Here is a 21,331-nt window from a genome sequence, read left to right on the forward strand (position 1 = left end):
AATCTACCTAAATTACATGATCAAAAAACTACCATTTAACATTGCTATAGTATTTATACTTATAGCATTATCTTCTTGCGCTGTAAAATCGTTACAAATAGTGAAGGATGAAAAAGCATCTATTACTACTGCAGATGCTGAATACAGAAGTTTCTTTCTATTGGGGAATTTAAATTCAAAATCTTCTCCCGGTGAAGATTTTAAGGCAATAATTAAAGATATAAAGTCTAGAACAACAGACACAGATTACACCTTAATATTAGGTGATAATGTAAATTCAGAGAACTTTAATAAGAAGGACAAGGATGTAAAAGATAAAAATGCCTTTAAAGAACGACTGCAGCTTATTAAAGGAATAAAAAACAATATTTATGTATTGCCAGGTAACCAGGACTGGAATGACGAAGGTCTGGATGGACTTAAAAATATTGAAGAAATGGTAGAAAAGCAACTGAATAACGACGAGGCTTTTCAACCAGAAAATGGATGTCCTATAGAAGAGATAGATATATCGGACACCATGCACTTGATAATTGTGGACTCTCAATGGTATATAGAAGATTGGGATAAAAATCCAAAATTTAACGACGAGTGTGAAATCAATACTAGAGAAAAATTTATTGCTGCCTTGTCTGACGAGATGCGCAAACAGCGACACAAGACAGTACTTATAGCTATGCACCATCCGTTATATTCTAACGGTACTTATGGCGGGCAGATGGGCCCATCTACTATTTTTAAACCTAGTATTGATAATTTATATGTGCCATTTTTAGGTAGCGCATGGAGTTTTATACGTTCACAAGGCGGTATTTCTAGACAGGACCGTTATAATCCATTAATGAATGAGTTAATGGAAGATATTAAAGCTGCGTGCAGTGACCTGGATCGTGTCTTCTTTTTAAGCGCTCATGAGAAGTCATTGCAATATATGGATCATGAAAATATAAAACAGATTATTTCTGGGACAGCCGTTCATACAGGAATAGCGAGTTTAGGAGATAAAGGTGTTTTAAGTAGTGGTAGTAACGGTTATGCAGAGTTGCGAGTATTTAAGGATAAATCTTCTCAAGTATTTTTCTATCAGGTAAAAGATGGAAATGTGGTAGAGGTTTATGGTGGTTCCGCTTTCGCGAAAGCGGAAAAGTTTGATATAGATTCTTTAAAACCAACTACAGATAGATTTAAAAAAGCATCTGTTTACTCATCGGAAGAAGTAGATAAAGATGAAGATTACGAGAAGTTTTACGGACGCCATTACCGCTATTTATATGGTAAGAAAGTAAAAGCACCAGTAGTAATGCTGGACACTTTATATGGAGGCGTTAAAGTAGAACGTGCAGGTGGCGGTAATCAGACCCAAGGCTTGCGTCTGGTAGATAGTCTGGACAGAGAATATAATATGAGAGCGCTAGAAAAAGATGCGATACAGTTCTTAAAAAGTGCTGGTTATGGCACTGTAGATGTAGAAGAATATTTTGGCGGGACATTTTCACAAGAACTTATTAGAGATTTTTATACTGCCGCACATCCTTACGGAGCGTTTGCAGTACCTAAACTTGCTGGAGCTATTGATTTAAATCATACTCACCCTGTTTTATACTATGTTCCTAAACAAGAAACATTAGGAGACTTTAATAAAACTCATGGTGATCGATTATACATGATCGTAGAAAAGCCGGATAAATCTTTTGATAATCGTCACATGTTTGGGAATAATCAAGATGTAGAAAGTACACCAGACTTATTTGAAAAAATAAGAGAAGACGAAAAAAATCGCGTGGATGAAAAGTTATTTATACGTGCTCGTATTTTTGACATGTTGCTAGGAGATTGGGATAGGCATGAAGATCAATGGAGATGGGCAGAGATAATAGATGCGGCTGATGAAGGTAAAAAATCTTACATCGCTGTTCCACGAGATAGAGATCAAGTCTTTGCTAAATTTGATGGTGATTTATTGGATTTTATGCGTAAATACGTAAAAGGAGCAAGGCAATTTGGCGTTTATGGTCCAGATATACCACATATCAAAGAATTTAGTCAGAGTGCCATAAAACTAGACCGTGCCGTAATACAACGCAGTGATTTTGAATTATGGTTAAAAGAAGTAGAGTATATTCAAGAGCATTTAACACTTGATATAGTTGCAACCGCGTTTAATGACATGCCTGTAGAGGTTAGAGATGACTTATGGCAGCAAACTCAAGATGACCTTATTGCTCGTAAAGCAAATTTAAAAGATATAGTAACACGCTATTATAATCACTTTCTTGAGTTTCAAACCTTAAAAGGGACTGATAAAGATGATCTATTTGAGATAAAAAGATTTTCTAATGGACGTACTGACATAACTGCATATCGCATTAAAGATGGTAAAAAAGGGACTCCATTATTTTCAAGATCTTTTAATATCGAGAATACTAAAGAAATCTGGATTTATGGACTGGACGATGATGATGTATTTAAGGTGACTGGTAAAGGTGATGACCTTATTAAAATAGTAATTTCTGGAGGTAAAGGAGATGATGTTTATGAGATTGAGATAGGCAGCAAAATTGAAATCTATGATTATAAGTCAGAGGAGAATGTGTTAGAAGCAAATAATGGTGCTAAAGTCGTTTTTAGAGACGATTATGATATCAACCATTACGATACAGAAAAAGTACCTAGTGTAGGCGGTAAAGTAGATCTTATTTTTGATTATAATCCTGATTATGGTTTTAGTCCTACGGTAGGATTTACAAAATCAAAAATAGGTTATGAACGCAATCCATATTCTAGTATGTATGGTTTTAAAGCTCAGTATTATTCACTCACACAAGCGGCAAAATTTGATTTTAATGCAGGATTAGGAAATGCTATAGGCCACTGGAACCTAGAGTTTGATGCAACTCTAACTACTAATAATTATACTGAGAACTTCTTTGGATATGGTAACCTATCTACATTTGATAAAGACACTGATTTTGATATAAATCGCATCCAATTTCAAAAACAAGAAGCTGGTTTACATTTCATAAAAATAGGTAGTTATGGTAGTACTTTTGATCTTGGAATAAGCTATAAGGCAGTAGAATTTAATAATGATTATCCTGAGGACATAGGGATCAATTCGCAACGAGATGATTATTTAAATTTACATGCTGGTTATACTTATAAAAGTCTCGATAATAAACGTTTTCCTACTAGAGGGATGCTGTTTACAGCAAGCATCTCATTTACAGATGATTTATCTAACCAGCGTAATTTCTTTTCTATAGATCCAGATCTTACCTTTTGGAATGCCATAGATGATAATAGAAGTATCGTTTTAAAAACTAATATAGGTGCTCAAACCAGAATAGGAGACACTCCTTATTTCTATCAGGCAGCGGTGCTAGATAACAGTCGTGGATTAAGAAGTTATAGAAATGAACGTTTTATGGGTGATTATTCTATACATGCAAGTGGTGATGTCCTATTTGATTTAAAACCTATCAAAACGAGGTTACTACCTGTACGTATAACACCATATTTAGGTTATGACATAGGTCAGGTAGGTATAGAAAATCAAAAAAGCTCTAAATTCTATAACAGTTATGGAGGCGGATTTAATCTAGGAATGTCAGGACTTTTCACTTCACAGGTTTCTTATTTTCATGGTGCAGAAGGCGGCAGACTACAATTAAGTCTTATACTTTCTAAATAGTTAATGAATAATTTACAGCATTAAAACCTATAACTTACTACTTTAATATTCCGTATTATTGACGGTAAACGTAACAAACAGTACATTTATACCACTAATAAAGTATGATGACTAACGACCAAATTCTAGCCGCTGGCTTACCTAATATAGAAAATACTGATTTTCAAAAACACCCTAAGAGATTTTTGAACAAAAAACTAATCGCAACTTTGCTCATTTTTGTACCATCACTATCAGGTATAATTATACCTTACTTTACTGCTAGTGATCATCCATGGGTATGGCAAACCACAGGTAGTATATGGTTAGTTACATTAATTATCACTATTTTTCTTGCGTATAAAGGCTACTTTGTAAGAGGTTATGTACTTAGAGAACAGGATATTACTTATAAAAAAGGATGGTTATTTCATAGTCAAATTACGGTACCATTTAATAGAATACAGCATACCGAGATTAATCACGGTCCCATAGATCGCATGTTTAAATTGTGTCAACTAGATATTTTTACTGCTGGAGGTAGCTCTAGTGATTTAAGTATAAGTGGTCTGGACCCAGAAGATGCGGCAAAATTAAAGGAATACATCTCAGGTAAATTATCGCACTATGCTTAATTTATCAACTCCACAAAGACAAAGTAAGAAGATCATAGCCTTTTACCTCTTTAAAAGTATTAAAGGACTTTTATTTTATTTCTTATTTGTTGCCATAGGTACTAGGTCTATGGGAGAACAAGCGTGGTACATCATCGCATTAATTTCTTTTGTATCGATTATGTCACTTGTATCGCCTGTTATAAAGTACATCTATTTTACTTTTCACTTAGAAGGAGATGAGTTAATTATACAAAAAGGGCTGCTTCAAAAAGAACGTAAAGCAATACCACTGGAGCGCATACAATCCATCAATATCACACAAAATGTTGTGCAACGTATTCTAGGAATCGTGTCTTTAGAAGTCGATACTGCAGGATCTAAAGCCAAGGAATTAGAAATACCAGGATTAGGACGAGAATTTGCAAGTCAGTTTAAAGAGCTATTACAAGAACGTAAGGAAGAAATAGTAGAGGTACTTGATACAGAAGAATCAAAAACTGTTATAGTTGATAATGATCTAGAGTCTGATAAAAAATCTATCGATACAATCGCAGATTCAGGTAACAAAGAACCTGCAACATCCTATAAAAAGCAAAAGGAGAACATAGAGATTCCTATTCTTAAACTAAGTTTTATAGATCTTCTCAAAGTAGGTGTCACACAAAATCATTTAAAAAGTGGTGGTCTAGCGATAGGAGTCGTATTCGGTAGTTGGTATAATATAAAGGAGGTACTAGAAGAGTATTTTGGCGACTGGTTAGAGCAGTATTCTTTTGAAGATATAATTTCTGGAACCAGTATAGGTCTTGCAGTAGTAGCCATTGTTGCATTTTTGTTTTTCTCTGTAATTATTAGTTTAATACTAGCTATTAATAAATATTGGGATTTTAGCATGGTTAAGAAAGGCACCGATCTAGAAATTAAAATGGGATTATTTAATAAAAAGGAGATTAAAATACCATTAAATAAAGTTCAGATCTTGGAGTTTCATTCTAATCCGTTGAGGAAGTTACTAGGTTTTCAAACAGCACAAATATTTCAGGCACAGTCTACTAATAATAAATTAAGTCATGTGTCTGTCCCTGCATGCACCATAGATCATCAAAAGGCATTACAACACTTAATTTTTAAACAGCCAGTAGAAGAAACAGAAATGGAGTTACATTGTAATCCATGGTCACACGCGAGGTTACGTTTTTATGTACTATCTATTTTCATCATACCTTCTGTAGCAACTGTGATTTATTTTGAGCAATATTTAGGTATCATTCCATTGTTATTACTCATGAACTTGTTGATTTATATGGCATTTAAGTATGGTCAAAAAAGCAAAATTAGTAAGGACGATGATTTTGTAGTATTTAAAAAAGGGTGGCTTTTTCCACAGATCATTATATCTCCTGTATTTAAAACACAAGCGGTAGAAAAATGGCGCAGTGTATTTCTTAAACGTAGGAGAGAGGCTCATTTTAAATTGCATACCGCGGCAGGGTCAAGAGGATTGCGCTACTTTAAAGAAGATCAATTAAATACATTGATTAATAGTGTAAACAATCAGGTAATTTGCAGTGAAGAGAAATGGATGTAACTTTCTAAGCTTTATCGATTATTACTTTTTAAAATTCCGCTTTCGCGAAAGCGGAACACTAATCCTATTTCATAAAAATAAATAAATTAAGATGAGATTCTATATACCTTCAAATATTTAAAACTTTCACATTTATTAAACACTTGTATCTACAAACATATAGTACTTTTGTATCGTGCACGACATAAATTACAAAATGAACAAAGAAGAGCAACTTAAATTGAGCAGTCAAGTATGTTTCCCGATATATTCTGTGTCGAGATTGCTTACTAAGGCTTACAAACCTTATCTAGATACCATGGGGATTACTTATCCTCAATATTTAGTATTGCTTATTCTTTGGGAAAATGACGGTGTCACGGTCAATCAAATAACCAGTAAGCTACATCTTAATACTAATACAGTATCGCCACTTCTTAAAAGGATGGAAAAATCTGGTCTTATAGCACGTAATCGATCTATTAGTGACGAGCGTAGTGTACTAATAGGTTTAACCTTAAGAGGTAAAGAACTTAAAAACGTTGCTAGTGACGTACCTGATAAATTATTACAGGTATTACTGACGACTAACGTACAGTTACCTGATATCATGAATTTGAAAGATACTCTAGAAGAGTGGATTGAAGTTTTAAGAGAACAAAAACATAAATAAATTAAATAAAGATTATGGAATTATTAGAACGTTTACAGTGGAGATATGCTGCAAAAGCTATGAATAGTAAAGCAGTACCAGAAGACAAAATGGATAGGATTCTTGAGGCAGCTAGACTGGCGGCTACTTCTAGTGGTTTGCAACCTTTTGAGATTTTTGTAGTTAAAAATCAAGAAATAAAGGAAAAAATACGTCCTATCGCATGGAATCAGTCCGTAGTAACAGATTGTTCTCATTTATTAGTGTTTGCTGCATGGGATAAGTATACAGAAGATCGGATCAACTACATGTTTGACCTAGTGAATGAAAAAAGAGGTTTTAAAAATGAAGGTTGGGAAAATTACCGTCAGCAATTACTAAGTATCTATCCACAACAGGCTGACGAGGTAAGTTTTAATCATGCTGCAAAACAAGCTTATATTGCTTTTACTCATGCCATGATTGCTGCTGCATTTGAAGAAGTAGATGCAACACCTATGGAAGGTTTTGATGCAGATGCTGTAGATGAAATCTTAAGATTGAGAGAAAAAGGATTAAGAAGTACCGTATTACTACCTATAGGTTACAGAAACGAGTCTGAAGATTGGTTAGTGAATCTTGAGAAAGTTAGAAGAAGTACAGAAGAGTTAGTTACAGTTTTAGACTAATTAGGATTTGAAGAAATTAAAAAATATAGCTACTGCTTTTGTGCTATTTGCAACATTAGGATGTAGTGAAAAGAAAGAAAATAAGGCTGAAACAGCTGAAATAGAAAGTAATAGTATAATTAAAAAAGAAAATAAAATGAAAATATTATTTGTTTTAACATCGCACGATAAGTTAGGAGATACAGGAAAGAAAACTGGTTTCTGGGTAGAAGAATTTGCTGGACCTTATTATACTTTAAAAGATAAAGGAGTAGAAATTACTCTTGCGACACCTAATGGAGGCCAGGCGCCTATAGACCCATCTAGTGCTGCACCAGATGCTGCAACTGAGTTTACGGAAAGATTTGATAAAGACGAAGAAGCTCAAAAGCTTATCAATACTACGCACAAATTAACTGATGTTAATGCTGCAGATTATGATGCAGTATTTTATCCAGGTGGACATGGTCCATTATGGGATCTAGCTAACGATGCTACATCTATAAAATTAATCGAGACTTTTAACAGTCAGGATAAGCCAGTAGGATTTGTATGTCACGCACCTGCAGCACTGAAAAGTGTAAAAGGAACTGATGGAAATCCTTTAGTGAAAGGTAAAAAAGTAACTGGTTTTACAAATTCTGAAGAAGATGCTGTACAATTAACTGACGTAGTACCATTCTTAGTAGAAGATATGCTTCAAGAAAACGGTGGTATTTACTCAAAAGGAGACGATTGGTCAGAATATGCTTTACAAGATGGTAACTTAATTACAGGACAAAATCCTGCATCTTCTGTACTAGTAGCAGAAAAATTATTTGCTGCAGTTAAGTAATTGCATTTTGCTAAATGATAAAAGAGCTTATTTCTTAATTGAAATAAGCTCTTTTTTTATGCAAAATATTCTCTAAAGATCTATGTGGTAAACCACTTCTAGAAATAGTTTATCGGTGGTATTTTGATTTTTATCCTCCTTTAATTCTTTAAGAACACCGGCTATTTTAATTTTTTTTTCAGGTAGTTTTTCAGCTCCTTTAATATGCGCTATTAAGAATGTAATATCAGAATCTTGATCTCTTATTTCATACACATCATATCGGTCCATAATAGGAATCATGGTAAAGGTGGTCACACTACCGGTCATAATGGGTATCATTATAAAACCGTTAAAATCATTTTTAGACTCCGTTAATTTAGGGATGCCTGTAACAATAGTGTTAGCAGCTTTAATTCCAGAAGATTCCACTTGCGACGGCAATAACTCTTTAGGCTTGTATTTTAAATAAGTTTCTTTAAGATTTTCATCTAGTTTAGAAATAACTTCTGCTTTTTGAGTTTTATCCAGTTGTGCTAGTGATAATTCTAAAAAAAGAATCATCTGCTGTTGATCATTAAAAATACCACCTACTTTTCCTAATTCGGCCTTAGAAATAATACCATCGTTTGCTGTGGTAAGTATATTATAAAATCGACCACCATTATCTAATATGGCAATAGCATCATGAGGTGTTTTAAAAGGTTCTATTTTTTTCATAATACTGATGTATTTATTAGTTAGTAGGAATTATTTATTGTGAGTTTTTGTCCTTTTTAAATACCTTTTCTTTAAAAGACTTTATCTTCTTTTTGGCTTTCTTTCTTTTTGAAAAAGCATTAGAAATAGCCATAGTTGTAAGTAATGCGATAAAAGCAATAGTACCTAATGCACCTCCATAGCCGTTAAAGAAATTCCCTTTATTGATGTATATAATGCTAAATAATATACCAGCAAGAGCGAGACGTAAATAACTACCTTTAGAATGTGAGGCAACCATACCTATAAATGAAGTACCGATAAAAACTATAGGAATACTCTTTGATAAATATTCATTTAATACATCAGGGAAAAGATAGAAAAACAAACCTACTATTAATGCTAATAATGCAGATGCCCTAACTGCACCTTGCTTTAAATGCTCATTTACATAATAAGTGAGAACAGATCCTATTATACCGACTAGTACTATGATTACATAATTCAAATCCATAACCAGTTTAATAAATAAATGACTACCACACCCAAAAAAGCAATCGAACCCAACTTACCACCTATACCTAAGAATAGATTCTTAGAGAGCATGAAAAACACTCCTGTCAGTACACCAGCAGTAACTATAAAGCCTACAGATGGTGATATTTCTACACTAGACATTCCTACAAATGCACCACAATAAATAGCTGCAGGTAATTTTTTTAAATAATCTGATTTTTTATGGATTGCAGGTATAAACGATGCCGTAGTTCCTGTAATTCCTGCTGCAAGTACACTGCCTAAATCTCCATAAACATTAAGACTATAACATATCAATGCACCTATAGGAACCCAGATAACTACAGATACCTTTTCATAAGAATGTTCTTCATGATGTAAATCTAAATAACGATAACCAAAGAAAATAGTTAAAGCTATGAGAAGTACAGAGGTAACGATTAGAAAATTATTAGACTCATAATTCTCTTTTAAGGTCATCATCAAGAATATAACCTGCATTATGAAAACAGTTATTACCATAAAGAATCTAATGGCTTTGTGTTTCTTCATGAACTGTATATAGTTTTAATTATCAACAAATTTAATAGAAAATAGGAGAGGAGTTTGTGGAATATGAAACTAGTTCGAGGTTTTTTCAAAAAGTTCAACAAAAACAAATCTTTCCAATTGTATAAATCAAAAAAGGCTAATTGTTTTTTAATTTACAATTAGCCTTAAAATGTAATGTGAGACTTACCTATTAATCAATAGGTAATAGAACTTTATTTACCATAAAACTCATTTCAGAAATATCTGGTGTAACCTCATTAATTCTAGAATTAGTATAGTATAAGTAGTTGTTATAGATACTAAAAGTGTCTGCCCATTTTACTTTGTCACCTTCTACAAGCGTGTGAATAGAACCATCTGACTTTCTATATTGTATTTTATTATTCTCTAAATCTGCGTAATATAGATTTCCTGATTGGTCAAAGATCATTCCGTCAGGAGCAGCAGTTTTTGCTTCTAGTTTTACGTTTTTTTCTATCTCACTAGATAAAACTAATGAATCTGTACTTACAGAATATAAACTGTAACCAGTAAGTGCATGATAGTAAAGACGGTCGTTTTTTGCATCCAGAGCTATTCCGTCAGAATGTACAGTGTTGTTCCATACCTTATTATTAAAAGTTAAGCTAGAAACTTCAGCAGTAGTAGATGTATGATCTGTTAGAATTCTATTTGATTTCTTAGTTTTCAAATCAACAATCACTAATCCTGCATGTCCAGAATCTGTTAAATAGATTTTGTTATTTTCCTTATCTACTCTTAAATCGTTGATATAAGAATCTTTAAAGTAACTATCTGAATTTAGAATAAAAGTCTCTACTAGCTCATCTGTATTAAAATCAAATACATAAACACGTGGTGCATCCAGTACATTTTGAAATAAAGGACTTCTAGTATCCACTACATATAAAAGGTTTTCAAAAGCTACTACAGATTGTACACCTACGAATTGTGTATCACTTACTGGTAGGTCTATTTCCCATGAATTCCACTCATCATTAGGATAGCTCACTTGCTGCCCATCTTCTTTTATTTCCATCACAGAATTGGTAACCCCTTTTCTCCATCTAGGGAAATTTACAAAAACACGTCCAGAATCAGATAGAGTAACACCAGTAACTTGTTGTCCTTTAAACTCTGTCACCACATCTATTTGTGGTTCTATAATTTCTATTGGTTCTGAAACTTTGATATCTGTTACTTCATTAGTTTTTTCTTTACAAGAACTAAAGAATGCTAAACAAATAGATAGAATTGCTATATTTTTTTTCATGATGTAAAGTTAGATAAATATTCAATTATTTAGAATACGCGCCAGAAGAATAGGTCAACTCATAACTATGAGTATAGATCTCAAACACAATACCAAATGGATCTTCTACATAACACATTTTAAATGGTTTTTCTTTAGGGTAATACTCTCTAATAGGCATTCTTTGTTTACCACCATAGGCTACTATTTTCTCTATTAATTCTTCAATATTAGGATCTTGAACAGAGTAATGAAATAATCCTGTGTTAAACGGACTAAACTCTGGCGCTTTCTTCACTCCATGAGGGAAAGAAAACAACTCGATTCCAATACCGTCAGACGTAGATAAATGAGCAATTTCAAATTCTGTCCAGTCCTCGCCAAAAACGTCAATACACATTTGACCTATGGCGGTTTCTTTTTCTTTTTTAACCGTAGCAGGTTCCATAATAACATACCACCCCATTACTTCAGAGTAAAATTTAACGGCCTCGTTAATATTAGGTACAGTAAGTCCTATATGAGAGAATGACTTAGGGTAATCTTTATTAGTATCCATAACCTTTATTTTAGATATCAAAATTACTCTATATTTGCCTCATTAGAAATAACTTACCTAAAAGTAGTAAAGTTACCTAAAAGAGTAAATTTCATATTATCAGGTATTTAAAATAACTAATTTTGGAAAAAGATAACATTTGCCCATTAAATTACATCATGGGATTGATAGGTACTAAGTGGAAACCATTAGTATTATTTCATTTATTAGAAGGCGGTTTAAGATCTGGAGTTCTTCAGAAACAAATCCCTGGAATATCTAATAAGATGTTTACTCAAACGGTCAGAGAACTGGAAAAAGATGGTTTAATTACTAGAAAGATTTATCCTGTCGTACCTCCCAAAGTAGAGTATAAATTAAGCGATAGAGGACTATCCTTAAAACAAATTTTAAGAAGTCTTGATCAATGGGGTTCACAAGATATTACAATCACTGTTTAAATTTAACCCAATAAAAAACTCCCCATAAAGATAGATCTCTATGAGGAGTTGTATTAATTAAATTTAGGATTTTACTTAATAACCTGATTCATAAATAATCTCATTTTTTTGATAATGGCATCACCATCTTCTTCCAAAGCAAAGTGACCGGTATCATAAACATTATAATCAATATTTTTTACATCCTTTTTAAAAGCAGTCGCTCCACTTTCAGGAAAGAATGCATCGTTTTTACCCCATACTAATAGTAATGGTGGCTGGAATTCTCTCAAATATTGTTGCCATTTAGGGTATAACTTAATATTATTTTGATAATCATAGAACAAATCTATATTTACTTTATGTGCATTAGGTCTGGATAGCCTCAAATAATCTAAATTCCAAGTATCAGGATTTACTGTCTCTGGATTTCTAGTACCATGAGTATACTGCCATTTTAATCCATCTAAAGAAAATACAGGTAAAAGAGCATTTTCTGTTGTAGGATTTCTATCTGCCCATAACTCTCTAATAGGTTGCCATGCATCTCCTAGTCCTTCTTCATATGCATTACCATTTTGATTTATAATAGCAGTAATTCTCTCAGGATGAGCAGTTGCTATTCTAAAACCTACTGGCGCTCCATAATCTTGCACCATAATGGCGTATTCATTTAAACCTTTCTTTTCTAAAAACCTATCTATAGTTAAAGCAAGGTTATCAAATGTGTAATCATACTCTTCAGAAGTAGGAAAATCACTGTTACCAAAACCAGGATAATCTGGTGCTATTAAGTGATACTCATCAGATAATGTTGCGAGCACTTTTCTATATTGATGAGATGAAGATGGAAAACCGTGTAATAAAACAATAGTAGGATTTTTAGGGTTTCCTGCCTCTCGATAAGCTATTTGTAAACCATCTACTTCTAGACTTTTATACAATACCTCTTGTAAAGTCGTAACCGTCGATGGTTCATTTGAAACCTCTATTGGTTTTTGCTGGCAACTTACTAAGAATAGTCCTAGTAGTATGTAAAATGTTGTAATTGTTTTCATTTCTTAATTATAATTTTCGTTCGTTTTCTTTAATTTTAATATCATTAATACTTGCATATCGTTTGCTCATTAAACCATCTTTATCAAACTCCCAGTTTTCATTACCATAAGCACGATACCATTGCCCGTCTTTATTCTGATATTCATACTCAAATCTTACGGCAATACGATTATCAGTAAAAGCCCACAATTCTTTCTTGAGTTTATAGTGAAGTTCCTTAGACCATTTATCAGATAGAAAATCTTTTATTTCTTTTCTGCCGTTAAAGAATTGATCTCTATTACGCCATTCTGTATTCATGGAATAAGCTAAGGAGATAGTCGTTGGGTTTCTAGTATTCCACGCATCTTCTGCGAGTTGCACTTTTAAAGTAGCGGTTTCTTTTGTAAATGGTGGTAATGGATATTTTTTCATAATTTAATATTTAACTAACGATAGGTAAAAAACATAAATAAATGTTTATTCACTTAAATATCTGCGTTGTATATCATTTATAGTAGTATCAAAAATAGAAAGATCATTAAGACCTTTCGTTACTATTAAGCTGCCTTGTATTTCCACTAAAGACTGTAAAGCGTATGTTCTTGCTATTTCTGGTTTTAAATCAAAAGCTAAACCTAATTTTTCAAAATTATCAATCCATATAGACATGTTCTTTTTGATTAGATCTTCAAATAATTCTAGTCCATTATGCATGGAAAATGCTCTTAAAATACAAGTTTCTTTACCATCATCATAAAGTACTCTTATGGCCGCTAATGCACCATTTAATCTAGATAATGGTTTTATAGAGTTATCATTTAACGTTTTAAAAACATGTTCATTAACCCAATTACCGAGATGGTTAAAAACAGCCTCACCCATTTCTTTTTTACCATTAGGAAATCTATGATATAAACTCGCTTTTTTAAGACCTGTAACTTCAGCTAATTCTTTTAAACTAGCACCTTCATAGCCTTTATTTCTAAAAACTTTGGTTAGCCCTTCCAGCATTTCCTGATCATCTATTTTCTGTGGTCTCATGGTGCAAATTTACTAATAACCTAACGATCGGTAAAATAATATTTTGTTAATTATTTTTATATCGCTTTCGCGAAAGCGAAATAGTAAAAACAACTTTAAAAGATATGATTATGGGATAAGTAAATAGGTGTTAATCAATACTAAAACTGTTTTCTATTATTCTAAATCCCTGTAGATTTACTTGATGATCTTCTAATGCTTCCTGGGTTAATAAAACATAAGAACTACCTTCACTAGTAAAAGCAATAATCTTACCTTGATGCTTTAATCCCATGGTGCTAAATTCAAATGAAGATGAGCGTGATTTAATAGTGCTAAAAACATCGTCCTCAATAGGAGCAAAATTTAGATTGTTTATGAAACTATTCAATTTTAATTCTTCTATGTTCATATCTATCATAAGATCTTGATCCATTGTGTAATCAAAGGAAACAACAGTCATAAGTCCGCTAGAATTAATACCTTTCTTTTCTACAGCCATATAATGTAAACCTTCTTCTATGAGCTCGTCATCGGTTACATTCCAGTCTGTTGGATAGCTAAAAGAAAATCCATTTCCTTGATGTTTATTTTTACTTACGCTACTATCGTCACCAATATTTATGTTAGTATCTGTTGTGTTTTTACAGGAAGTTAATAAAAGAAATGCGAGCAATAGGGTTAGAGAGATTTTCATAAGGTTGGTTTAGGTAGAATATTTAAGCTTTATAAGTTTGTATTTTATCACAATCCAAAAATAAAGGAAAGAATGGGTTAAGAGCTAGTTATTGAGTTTATTAAGATGTGTAGCTATAAAAACACCTGTGCTAGCACAAGCTTGCAGTAAATAGCCGCCGGTAGGAGCGTCCCAATCTATCATCTCACCTATACAATATTGAGTAGGTAAGTTCTTAAGTTCATATTTTTCTGTTAGGGCATTCCTATTAATTCCTCCTACGGTAGATATAGATTCTTCTATAGAGGCAGTGTTAGAGATTTCTAGAGGAAATTGTTTTATATAATTAGCTAGAATTTTGTGATTAAGGTAAGACTCTTTTGATAGATAACATTTTAAAAGATCAATTTGTGAAGCACTTAATTTAAGCTCTTTCTTTAATATGTCTTTTGTGGTTCTATAAAATGAACCTTTAATTTTTAAAATGACTTTTTCTAAAGATAAGGATGGTTTAAAATCTATATAAACTTGAGCAAGAGAGTTAGCTGTTAATTGTTTTCTTATTTGAGGGCTAAGACCATAAATAGCATTTCCTTCTAGACCAAATTTAGTAATTACAGCTTCTCCTTTTTGGATAACTTCATTACAAGTTATAGAGATATTTTTTAATGGAATTCCTTCGTTAGTTGCTATAAATTTTGAATCCCATTCTATTTGAAAAGCACAATTCGATGCTTGAAAAGGTATGGTATTAGTCAATTTATCATGGAATGTAGAAAGCCAGTCACCAGTTGAGCCTGTTACCTTCCAGCTAGCACCGCCTAGTGCAAAAATGGTATAATCAGATTCTACTGTACGATTATTAATGATAGGGTTATTATTTAGGTCCCAACCACTGAAAAGATGCTCATATTTAAAGTCGACTCCTTTTTGTTGCAGATGTTTTAAAATAGAATTGAGAACTTCTATAGGTTTAATACCTTGTTTAGGATAGACTCTTTTACTACTACCTACATAGGTAGGAATGCCTATCTGTTCTAACCAGTTTCTAAAATCCTGATTTGTAAAATGACTTAGGGCAGTAGATAGGAAATCTTTAGGTGTATATCTATTTATTAAATTTTCTATAGATTCAGAATGGGTTAGGTTAAAACCACCTTTACCAGCAACTAGAAATTTACGACCAGACGTTTTATTCTTCTCATAGATAGTAGTAGAAAACTTTTCCTGATCTAAAAAAGCAGCCAGCAAGAATGCTGATGGACCACCACCTATAATAGCAACTGATTTTTTCATAGAACAAAAGTAATTATAAGAATCTGGTATTATTCTATGATTTCATAATCAATACTTAGTTTGCGCAACGCTCGCAATGCCGATCCTGAATTCTTATCACTCACCTCAATATTTACCGCATCACCTTCTAACAGTATTTCTGTAAGCTCATTTGCCAATGATTCACTAAGACCTAAAGAAATCTCTACCATACACCTAGCTATATCTCTTTTATTAGGTTGTTGATCATCGCAAGAGAGTAAGTTTAATTTCATAATAAGTATTTAGAATTGCAATATACTAGAGTTCATATAGCTCTATACTACACTGTGTATTAAAATAGCTGTATGCCACTATTTAAAAAAGATGTCCAAAGTTTATTTGATGCTTTTAAAATCCCAAAAAGCATTTTTAGGCATGGAGGCTTCTACCGTTTTATTCTCTTTAGTATTTAAATCTGGAAAAGTTAATTTCCATGCATGTAAACACACCGATAGGTCTATGTATTTTTGATCAGAGCCATATTTTTCATCTCCTATAATAGGACAACCTATGTATGATAACTGTGCTCGTATTTGATGGAATCTACCTGTTCTAGGTTTTATTTCTAAAAGATAACCATATTTATTCTGTCCTAGAATTTGATAAGATAGAGTAGCGTCTTGAGCGTTTTTAGTTTTAGTAGGTACTATCTCTGCTCTTTTTTCTAGACGATTCTTTACTAAAAAGTGCTGTAAGTTTTGTTTGTTTTTAGGTGGTTTGTTACTGACTATGGCTAGGTATGTTTTTTGAACTCTACGACTACTAAAAAGTTCATTAAAAGCTACTAGCACACTTTTCTTTTTTGCAAAAACAAGTACACCACTAGTTACACGATCCAGTCTATGAATAACACCTACATACGGTTTCTTCTTTTTCTTAGCTATATAATCATGTACTTGATTTTCTACAGTAAGAGATTCAAAGGGACTTTTTTCTGTAATAAGCCCTGCAGTTTTGTTAACGACTATAAAGTCATTGTTTTCATGTATGATTTCTAAAAGAGCCATGCAGTCATTTTCTTTTCAAGATTCAATATAGTGTGAAAACTGTTTAAGAGTCATAATTAATATTTTTTTTGTTTTTAATTACGCTTTCGCGAAAGCGAGATCATCACATAAAAAAGTCCATTAAAATTTACATTTAATGGACTTATGTTATAAAATTAAAAGAATTTACTTCTTAATCAAACCTATCTCTACAAGACGCTGGTGCAAGAAATCTCCTGCAGTAATATCATCATATTGTTTAGGGTTTTCTTCACTCACACACTCCTCTAAACAGTCCAATTTCATATCACTACGTGGATGTAAGAAAAACGGGATAGAGTAGCGGCTAGTGTGCCATAAATCACGCGGCGGATTCACCACACGGTGTATAGTCGAGCGCAATTTGTTATTAGTATGACGTTGTAACATGTCACCTACATTTATTACAAGTTCATCTTCCTTTGCTATGGCATCGATCCACTCGCCATCACGACTTTGTACCTGTAAACCTGGCGCACTAGCACCCATTAATAGAGTAATTAGGTTAATATCTCCGTGCGCACCAGCTCTTACTGCATTTTCTGGCTCGCTGGTAATAGGTGGGTAATGTATAGGTCTAAGAATGGAGTTTCCATTACTTGCCCAGTGGTCAAAGTATTTTTCATCCAGACCTATATGTAAAGAAAGTGCTCTTAAAACATAGATACCAGTTTTTTCTAGCATTCTATAAGCATCCATACCTGTTTTATTAAAATCAGGAAGTTCTTCTACGATTACGTTATCAGGATAATCATCTTTTATATCAGCATCTGGTGCTGCTTCTTGTCCAAAATGCCAGAATTCTTTTAAATCTCCTTCTTTTTTACCTTTGGCATGTTCCTTACCGAAGGATACATAACCACGCTGTCCACCTAATTCTTCACGCTCATAACCTAATTTAGTAGGTTTAGGAAGTTGGAAGAATTTTTCTACTTCTTTATAAAGTTGTTCAACAAGCTCGTCAGATAAAAAATGGTTTTTAAGTGCTACAAAACCTATCTCTTCATAGGCATTACCTATTTCATTGATAAATTTTTCTTTTCTCTTAGGATCTTCACTAAGAAAATCTGCTAGATCTACGCTAGGGATATTAATCATGGTACTAAATAGTATTTATTGTTTTCTAAAATCTCAGTGATGCGGCCAGTAATAGCTCATTACCATTGTACAAAGGTGCAATATTTAACTGCACTTGAGATTCTTTCAATTTGCTTTTATTTTTAAAGATAACACTCTTTATGTAAGGATACAGCCAGTAAGCTATTTTTGTTGATAAAATTCCTATTCCTGCACCTGCTGCCACATCGCTCAACCAGTGCTTATCATTATAAATTCTTAAAAAACCAGTACCGGCCGCTATCGTATATCCTGCAATACTGTACCATGGTGATACATGTCCGTATTCTTGATGTAAAAACTCTGCAGCCATAAATGATATCGCAGTATGTCCAGAGGGAAAACTACTTTGTGACTTACCGCTAGGTCGTCTTATATTGGTATTATTTTTAATAAGATTTACTGACGAATATAAAAACAGAGTAGACGTACCTAAAATAACCGTTTTATCTAACATATCGTTACGTCCTTTAATACCAGCTAGATCCAGACCGTAAACTGCAGCTATAGGAACAAAAAGAGTGTAATCGTCTATATCTATTTTAGTCCCATCTGGTTGAAGATTTGTTCTTAAATCTTGATCCCATTTTTTTATAGGATCATTTTTAATGCCTATCACACCATAAGTAATTAGTCCTGCAGGTATAAAAAGAGACTGGTATTTAAATTTCACCTCTTTATTTAAATAAATAGAGTCTGCTGGCTGTTGTTGTCCATAGCAAGTTATGATACTTAATAGAACTAAGAATAAAAGAGGTAGTTTCATTAAAACAGCAATTGTTAATACAAAGTTAGTAAATGAAAGTTTGTAACTAACTATAACGTTTAAGTAAGACGATAGATTATCTTACATTTGATTAACAGTCCAGAAAAATGATAGATACAAATCACACAAGCTTAGATAAATTTTACAAGAATACCCTAGATAAAGAGGTACTTATAGGTTTATATAAAAAAATGTTGTTACCTCGATTAATAGAAGAAAAAATGTTGATTCTATTGCGTCAGGGTCGCATTTCTAAATGGTTCTCTGGCATAGGTCAGGAAGCGATTTCTATAGGAGTAACAGCAGCTATGCAAAAAGACGAGTATATTTTACCTATGCATAGAAATCTAGGTGTATTTACCACAAGAGAAATTCCTTTATGGAAACTCTTTGCGCAATGGCAAGGTAAGACAGATGGTTTTACTAAAGGTCGCGACCGCAGCTTTCATTTTGGTACACAAGAATATAACATCGTAGGTATGATATCACACTTAGGACCGCAACTAGGTGTTGCAGATGGTATTGCACTTGCTCAAAAACTAAATGATACAGGTAGAGCAACAGCCGTTTTTACTGGAGAAGGTGGGACTAGTGAAGGTGATTTTCATGAAGCGCTTAATGTGGCTAGTGTATGGAATTTACCAGTACTTTTCTGTATAGAAAATAACGGTTATGGTCTTAGCACACCTACAACAGAACAATATAATTGTGAAAACCTAGCAGACCGTGCGTTGGGTTATGGAATGGAATCGCATATTATAGATGGTAACAATATTATCGAGGTGTACACAAAAATATCGGCCATTCTCAATGATATGCGTGAGAATCCGCATCCGGTATTGATAGAGTTTAAAACTTTTAGAAGACGTGGACATGAAGAGGCTAGTGGTACTAAATATGTGCCAGATGAATTATTAGAATATTGGGAACAGCGCGATCCATTAACACGTTTTGAGCAGTATTTGTTAGAAAACAATGTCATAACTAGCGATAATGTGTTAAACTGGAGTGAAGAGATTAAAAAAGAGATCAATTATGGTTTAGATATCGCTTCCGCGAAAGCGTTACCTACAACAACTACAGAACAAGAACTAGAAGACGTTTTTAAATCACATCATTTTGAATCTGTAGCATCTGGTAATTCTACTCAAAATATACGATTAGTAGATGCTATAAAAGATGGACTCGATGCATCTATGACAAAGCATGATAATCTAGTTATTATGGGACAAGATGTTGCAGAATATGGAGGTGTCTTTAAAATAACAGATGGATTTGTAGAAAAATACGGTCGTGAGAGAGTTAGAAACACTCCTATATGTGAAAGTGCCATCGTTGAGACAGGTATGGGGCTCAGTATCGCAGGAATGAAAGCTGTGGTAGAAATGCAGTTTGCAGATTTTGTAAGTAGTGGATTTAATCCCATAGTAAATTATCTAGCTAAATCTTATTACCGCTGGAATCAGCAGGCAGATATAGTAGTAAGAATGCCATGTGGAGCAGGCGTAGGAGCAGGGCCGTTTCATTCTCAATCTAATGAAGCGTGGTTTTACACCGTACCAGGTCTAAAGATAGTATATCCATCATCACCAGCAGATGCTAAGGGATTATTAATAGCCTCAATAGAAGATCCTAACCCAGTATTGTTCTTTGAGCATAAAGCACTTTATAGATCAGTTTATGATGATGTGCCAGATGGGTATTACAATATAGAATTAGGGAAAGCGTTAACTATACGAAGTGGAGAACAGGCTACCATTATCACATATGGTGCAGGAGTGCATTGGGCAAAAGAATTAATTGATAACGATGGACTAGATATCGATCTTATTGATCTTAGAACATTGGTACCTCTTGATAAGGAGAAGGTTGTTAACTCAGTGAAGAAAACTGGTAAAGTATTAGTTCTTACTGAAGATAGTCTAACAGGTAGTGTTGCTAGTGATATTGCCGCGTTTATTAGTGAAGAATGCTTTGAGTTATTAGATGCTCCAGTCATGAGATTAGGTAGCATAGATTCACCTATACCATTTGAAAAAGGACTTGAAGATAATTACTTACCTAAAAATAAATTAAAAGAAAAATTGAAAAAACTGTTAAATTATTAACTTTAGGTTAATAAAAATTATATTTTTGAGTGCCCCTTATGAATCTAATCAACAACATATTATGAAATTTATGGATGAGGCGGATAACTTCCGCTATGTATTATGGGCACTTACCGTAATTTTTGCCCTATTAGTGTTTTTTGGACCCAACCCAGAAGGTGGTAGTTTAATGCCTACAGCGGTTACTTTATTTTCTTTATTTTCTTCTTTACTGGTTATTTATTTAATCTTAAAGTTTGTACAGAAAAGAAGATATAGAGATAATGATTCAAATTAACATTTGATTTACTTCTAGTCA

The 21,331-nt window shown here is 33.1% G+C and carries 23 protein-coding genes; 9 read left to right on the plus strand and 14 right to left on the minus strand.

Features of this window, described 5'->3' with window-relative positions; genetic code table 11:
- Window positions 1–16: 16 nt before the first annotated feature.
- The 6 genes from ABJF08_RS07850 (at window position 17) to ABJF08_RS07875 (ending at window position 7,988) form a co-directional block, all read left to right on the plus strand.
- Window positions 17–3,691 carry a metallophosphoesterase gene (locus ABJF08_RS07850; RefSeq protein ID WP_348115566.1) on the plus strand — a complete coding sequence of 1,225 codons (3,675 nt, stop codon included), beginning with the start codon at window positions 17–19 and terminating at the stop codon, window positions 3,689–3,691.
- Window positions 3,692–3,795: 104 nt separating this feature from the next.
- Window positions 3,796–4,305 (plus strand): PH domain-containing protein, encoded by a 510-nt coding sequence (locus ABJF08_RS07855; RefSeq protein ID WP_348115567.1) that lies wholly within the window; start codon window positions 3,796–3,798, stop codon window positions 4,303–4,305.
- On the plus strand, window positions 4,298–5,875 hold the full coding sequence (locus tag ABJF08_RS07860) for a PH domain-containing protein (RefSeq protein ID WP_348115568.1): 1,578 nt from the start codon (window positions 4,298–4,300) through the stop codon (window positions 5,873–5,875). Before ABJF08_RS07855 ends, ABJF08_RS07860 begins: the two co-directional genes overlap by 8 nt.
- Window positions 5,876–6,071: 196 nt before the next feature.
- Complete coding sequence (locus tag ABJF08_RS07865) at window positions 6,072–6,527, plus strand: MarR family transcriptional regulator (RefSeq protein ID WP_348115569.1); 456 nt, start codon at window positions 6,072–6,074, stop codon at window positions 6,525–6,527.
- Between the two features lie 14 nt (window positions 6,528–6,541).
- A complete protein-coding gene (locus ABJF08_RS07870; protein WP_348115570.1) occupies window positions 6,542–7,174 on the plus strand; it encodes an NAD(P)H-dependent oxidoreductase in 633 nt (210 codons plus the stop codon).
- A gap of 7 nt (window positions 7,175–7,181) precedes the next feature.
- Window positions 7,182–7,988 (plus strand): type 1 glutamine amidotransferase domain-containing protein, encoded by an 807-nt coding sequence (locus tag ABJF08_RS07875; RefSeq protein WP_348115571.1) that lies wholly within the window; start codon window positions 7,182–7,184, stop codon window positions 7,986–7,988.
- Between the two features lie 72 nt (window positions 7,989–8,060).
- Here ABJF08_RS07875 and ABJF08_RS07880 read toward each other — a convergent pair whose 3' ends face one another.
- The 5 genes from ABJF08_RS07880 to ABJF08_RS07900 form a co-directional block, all read right to left on the minus strand.
- Window positions 8,061–8,687 carry a hypothetical protein gene (locus tag ABJF08_RS07880; protein ID WP_348115572.1) on the minus strand — a complete coding sequence of 209 codons (627 nt, stop codon included), beginning with the start codon at window positions 8,685–8,687 and terminating at the stop codon, window positions 8,061–8,063.
- Window positions 8,688–8,721: 34 nt separating this feature from the next.
- The gene (locus ABJF08_RS07885; RefSeq protein ID WP_348115573.1) at window positions 8,722–9,180 is read right to left on the minus strand and encodes a hypothetical protein; all 459 of its coding nucleotides are present in this window, start codon (window positions 9,178–9,180) and stop codon (window positions 8,722–8,724) included.
- Complete coding sequence (locus tag ABJF08_RS07890; RefSeq protein WP_348115574.1) at window positions 9,171–9,734, minus strand: hypothetical protein; 564 nt, start codon at window positions 9,732–9,734, stop codon at window positions 9,171–9,173. The genes ABJF08_RS07885 and ABJF08_RS07890 overlap by 10 nt, the downstream gene beginning before the upstream one ends.
- A 190-nt stretch (window positions 9,735–9,924) precedes the next feature.
- The gene (locus ABJF08_RS07895; RefSeq protein ID WP_348115576.1) at window positions 9,925–11,007 is read right to left on the minus strand and encodes an L-dopachrome tautomerase-related protein; all 1,083 of its coding nucleotides are present in this window, start codon (window positions 11,005–11,007) and stop codon (window positions 9,925–9,927) included.
- 25 nt (window positions 11,008–11,032) lie between these two features.
- Window positions 11,033–11,545, minus strand: coding sequence for a VOC family protein (locus ABJF08_RS07900; protein ID WP_348115578.1), 513 nt, complete (start codon window positions 11,543–11,545; stop codon window positions 11,033–11,035).
- Between the two features lie 158 nt (window positions 11,546–11,703).
- Between ABJF08_RS07900 and ABJF08_RS07905 the strand changes: the two genes are divergently transcribed.
- Window positions 11,704–11,985, plus strand: a complete 282-nt coding sequence (locus tag ABJF08_RS07905; protein ID WP_348115889.1) for a helix-turn-helix domain-containing protein — start codon at window positions 11,704–11,706, stop codon at window positions 11,983–11,985.
- A 71-nt stretch (window positions 11,986–12,056) separates the two neighbouring features.
- Here the strand turns inward: ABJF08_RS07905 and ABJF08_RS07910 are convergent, their stop codons facing one another.
- The 9 genes from ABJF08_RS07910 to ABJF08_RS07950 form a co-directional block, all read right to left on the minus strand.
- Complete coding sequence (locus ABJF08_RS07910; RefSeq protein WP_348115579.1) at window positions 12,057–13,022, minus strand: alpha/beta hydrolase; 966 nt, start codon at window positions 13,020–13,022, stop codon at window positions 12,057–12,059.
- Between the two features lie 7 nt (window positions 13,023–13,029).
- A complete protein-coding gene (locus ABJF08_RS07915) occupies window positions 13,030–13,437 on the minus strand; it encodes a nuclear transport factor 2 family protein (protein ID WP_348115580.1) in 408 nt (135 codons plus the stop codon).
- Between the two features lie 45 nt (window positions 13,438–13,482).
- Window positions 13,483–14,046, minus strand: coding sequence for a TetR/AcrR family transcriptional regulator (locus ABJF08_RS07920; protein WP_348115581.1), 564 nt, complete (start codon window positions 14,044–14,046; stop codon window positions 13,483–13,485).
- A gap of 130 nt (window positions 14,047–14,176) precedes the next feature.
- Window positions 14,177–14,722 carry a PsbP-related protein gene (locus tag ABJF08_RS07925; RefSeq protein ID WP_348115582.1) on the minus strand — a complete coding sequence of 182 codons (546 nt, stop codon included), beginning with the start codon at window positions 14,720–14,722 and terminating at the stop codon, window positions 14,177–14,179.
- Between the two features lie 84 nt (window positions 14,723–14,806).
- Window positions 14,807–15,997 carry an NAD(P)-dependent oxidoreductase gene (locus tag ABJF08_RS07930; RefSeq protein ID WP_348115583.1) on the minus strand — a complete coding sequence of 397 codons (1,191 nt, stop codon included), beginning with the start codon at window positions 15,995–15,997 and terminating at the stop codon, window positions 14,807–14,809.
- A gap of 29 nt (window positions 15,998–16,026) precedes the next feature.
- Window positions 16,027–16,251, minus strand: a complete 225-nt coding sequence (locus tag ABJF08_RS07935) for a hypothetical protein (RefSeq protein ID WP_348115584.1) — start codon at window positions 16,249–16,251, stop codon at window positions 16,027–16,029.
- A 102-nt stretch (window positions 16,252–16,353) separates the two neighbouring features.
- Window positions 16,354–17,025 carry an RluA family pseudouridine synthase gene (locus ABJF08_RS07940; RefSeq protein ID WP_348115586.1) on the minus strand — a complete coding sequence of 224 codons (672 nt, stop codon included), beginning with the start codon at window positions 17,023–17,025 and terminating at the stop codon, window positions 16,354–16,356.
- Window positions 17,026–17,190: 165 nt separating this feature from the next.
- On the minus strand, window positions 17,191–18,141 hold the full coding sequence (locus tag ABJF08_RS07945) for a 2-oxoglutarate and iron-dependent oxygenase domain-containing protein (protein ID WP_348115587.1): 951 nt from the start codon (window positions 18,139–18,141) through the stop codon (window positions 17,191–17,193).
- A 25-nt stretch (window positions 18,142–18,166) separates the two neighbouring features.
- Window positions 18,167–18,925 carry a phosphatase PAP2 family protein gene (locus ABJF08_RS07950; protein WP_348115588.1) on the minus strand — a complete coding sequence of 253 codons (759 nt, stop codon included), beginning with the start codon at window positions 18,923–18,925 and terminating at the stop codon, window positions 18,167–18,169.
- A gap of 107 nt (window positions 18,926–19,032) precedes the next feature.
- Here ABJF08_RS07950 and ABJF08_RS07955 point away from each other — a divergent pair, with 107 nt between their 5' ends.
- Together ABJF08_RS07955 and ABJF08_RS07960 are read left to right on the plus strand one after the other, a co-directional pair.
- Window positions 19,033–21,033: a dehydrogenase E1 component subunit alpha/beta gene (locus ABJF08_RS07955; protein WP_348115589.1), complete on the plus strand. Its 2,001-nt coding sequence runs from the start codon at window positions 19,033–19,035 to the stop codon at window positions 21,031–21,033.
- 25 nt (window positions 21,034–21,058) lie between these two features.
- Window positions 21,059–21,310, plus strand: coding sequence for a hypothetical protein (locus tag ABJF08_RS07960; RefSeq protein WP_348115590.1), 252 nt, complete (start codon window positions 21,059–21,061; stop codon window positions 21,308–21,310).
- The last annotated feature ends 21 nt before the right edge of the window (window positions 21,311–21,331 follow it).

It is taken from the genome of Nonlabens sp. (assembly GCF_039941875.1).
Taxonomy (GTDB): Bacteria; Bacteroidota; Bacteroidia; order Flavobacteriales; family Flavobacteriaceae; genus Nonlabens.

Excerpts from the sequence above, each read along its gene's own strand:
- ABJF08_RS07850 (WP_348115566.1), top strand. The coding sequence starts at position 17 with ATGATCAAAAAACTACCATTTAACATTGCTATAGTATTTATACTTATA.
- ABJF08_RS07855 (WP_348115567.1), top strand. The coding sequence starts at position 3,796 with ATGATGACTAACGACCAAATTCTAGCCGCTGGCTTACCTAATATAGAA.
- ABJF08_RS07860 (WP_348115568.1), top strand. The coding sequence starts at position 4,298 with ATGCTTAATTTATCAACTCCACAAAGACAAAGTAAGAAGATCATAGCC.
- ABJF08_RS07865 (WP_348115569.1), top strand. The coding sequence starts at position 6,072 with ATGAACAAAGAAGAGCAACTTAAATTGAGCAGTCAAGTATGTTTCCCG.
- ABJF08_RS07870 (WP_348115570.1), top strand. The coding sequence starts at position 6,542 with ATGGAATTATTAGAACGTTTACAGTGGAGATATGCTGCAAAAGCTATG.
- ABJF08_RS07880 (WP_348115572.1), bottom strand. The coding sequence starts at position 8,687 with ATGAAAAAAATAGAACCTTTTAAAACACCTCATGATGCTATTGCCATA.
- ABJF08_RS07885 (WP_348115573.1), bottom strand. The coding sequence starts at position 9,180 with ATGGATTTGAATTATGTAATCATAGTACTAGTCGGTATAATAGGATCT.
- ABJF08_RS07890 (WP_348115574.1), bottom strand. The coding sequence starts at position 9,734 with ATGAAGAAACACAAAGCCATTAGATTCTTTATGGTAATAACTGTTTTC.
- ABJF08_RS07895 (WP_348115576.1), bottom strand. The coding sequence starts at position 11,007 with ATGAAAAAAAATATAGCAATTCTATCTATTTGTTTAGCATTCTTTAGT.
- ABJF08_RS07900 (WP_348115578.1), bottom strand. The coding sequence starts at position 11,545 with ATGGATACTAATAAAGATTACCCTAAGTCATTCTCTCATATAGGACTT.
- ABJF08_RS07905 (WP_348115889.1), top strand. The coding sequence starts at position 11,704 with ATGGGATTGATAGGTACTAAGTGGAAACCATTAGTATTATTTCATTTA.
- ABJF08_RS07910 (WP_348115579.1), bottom strand. The coding sequence starts at position 13,022 with ATGAAAACAATTACAACATTTTACATACTACTAGGACTATTCTTAGTA.
- ABJF08_RS07915 (WP_348115580.1), bottom strand. The coding sequence starts at position 13,437 with ATGAAAAAATATCCATTACCACCATTTACAAAAGAAACCGCTACTTTA.
- ABJF08_RS07920 (WP_348115581.1), bottom strand. The coding sequence starts at position 14,046 with ATGAGACCACAGAAAATAGATGATCAGGAAATGCTGGAAGGGCTAACC.
- ABJF08_RS07925 (WP_348115582.1), bottom strand. The coding sequence starts at position 14,722 with ATGAAAATCTCTCTAACCCTATTGCTCGCATTTCTTTTATTAACTTCC.
- ABJF08_RS07930 (WP_348115583.1), bottom strand. The coding sequence starts at position 15,997 with ATGAAAAAATCAGTTGCTATTATAGGTGGTGGTCCATCAGCATTCTTG.
- ABJF08_RS07935 (WP_348115584.1), bottom strand. The coding sequence starts at position 16,251 with ATGAAATTAAACTTACTCTCTTGCGATGATCAACAACCTAATAAAAGA.
- ABJF08_RS07940 (WP_348115586.1), bottom strand. The coding sequence starts at position 17,025 with ATGGCTCTTTTAGAAATCATACATGAAAACAATGACTTTATAGTCGTT.
- ABJF08_RS07945 (WP_348115587.1), bottom strand. The coding sequence starts at position 18,141 with ATGATTAATATCCCTAGCGTAGATCTAGCAGATTTTCTTAGTGAAGAT.
- ABJF08_RS07950 (WP_348115588.1), bottom strand. The coding sequence starts at position 18,925 with ATGAAACTACCTCTTTTATTCTTAGTTCTATTAAGTATCATAACTTGC.
- ABJF08_RS07955 (WP_348115589.1), top strand. The coding sequence starts at position 19,033 with ATGATAGATACAAATCACACAAGCTTAGATAAATTTTACAAGAATACC.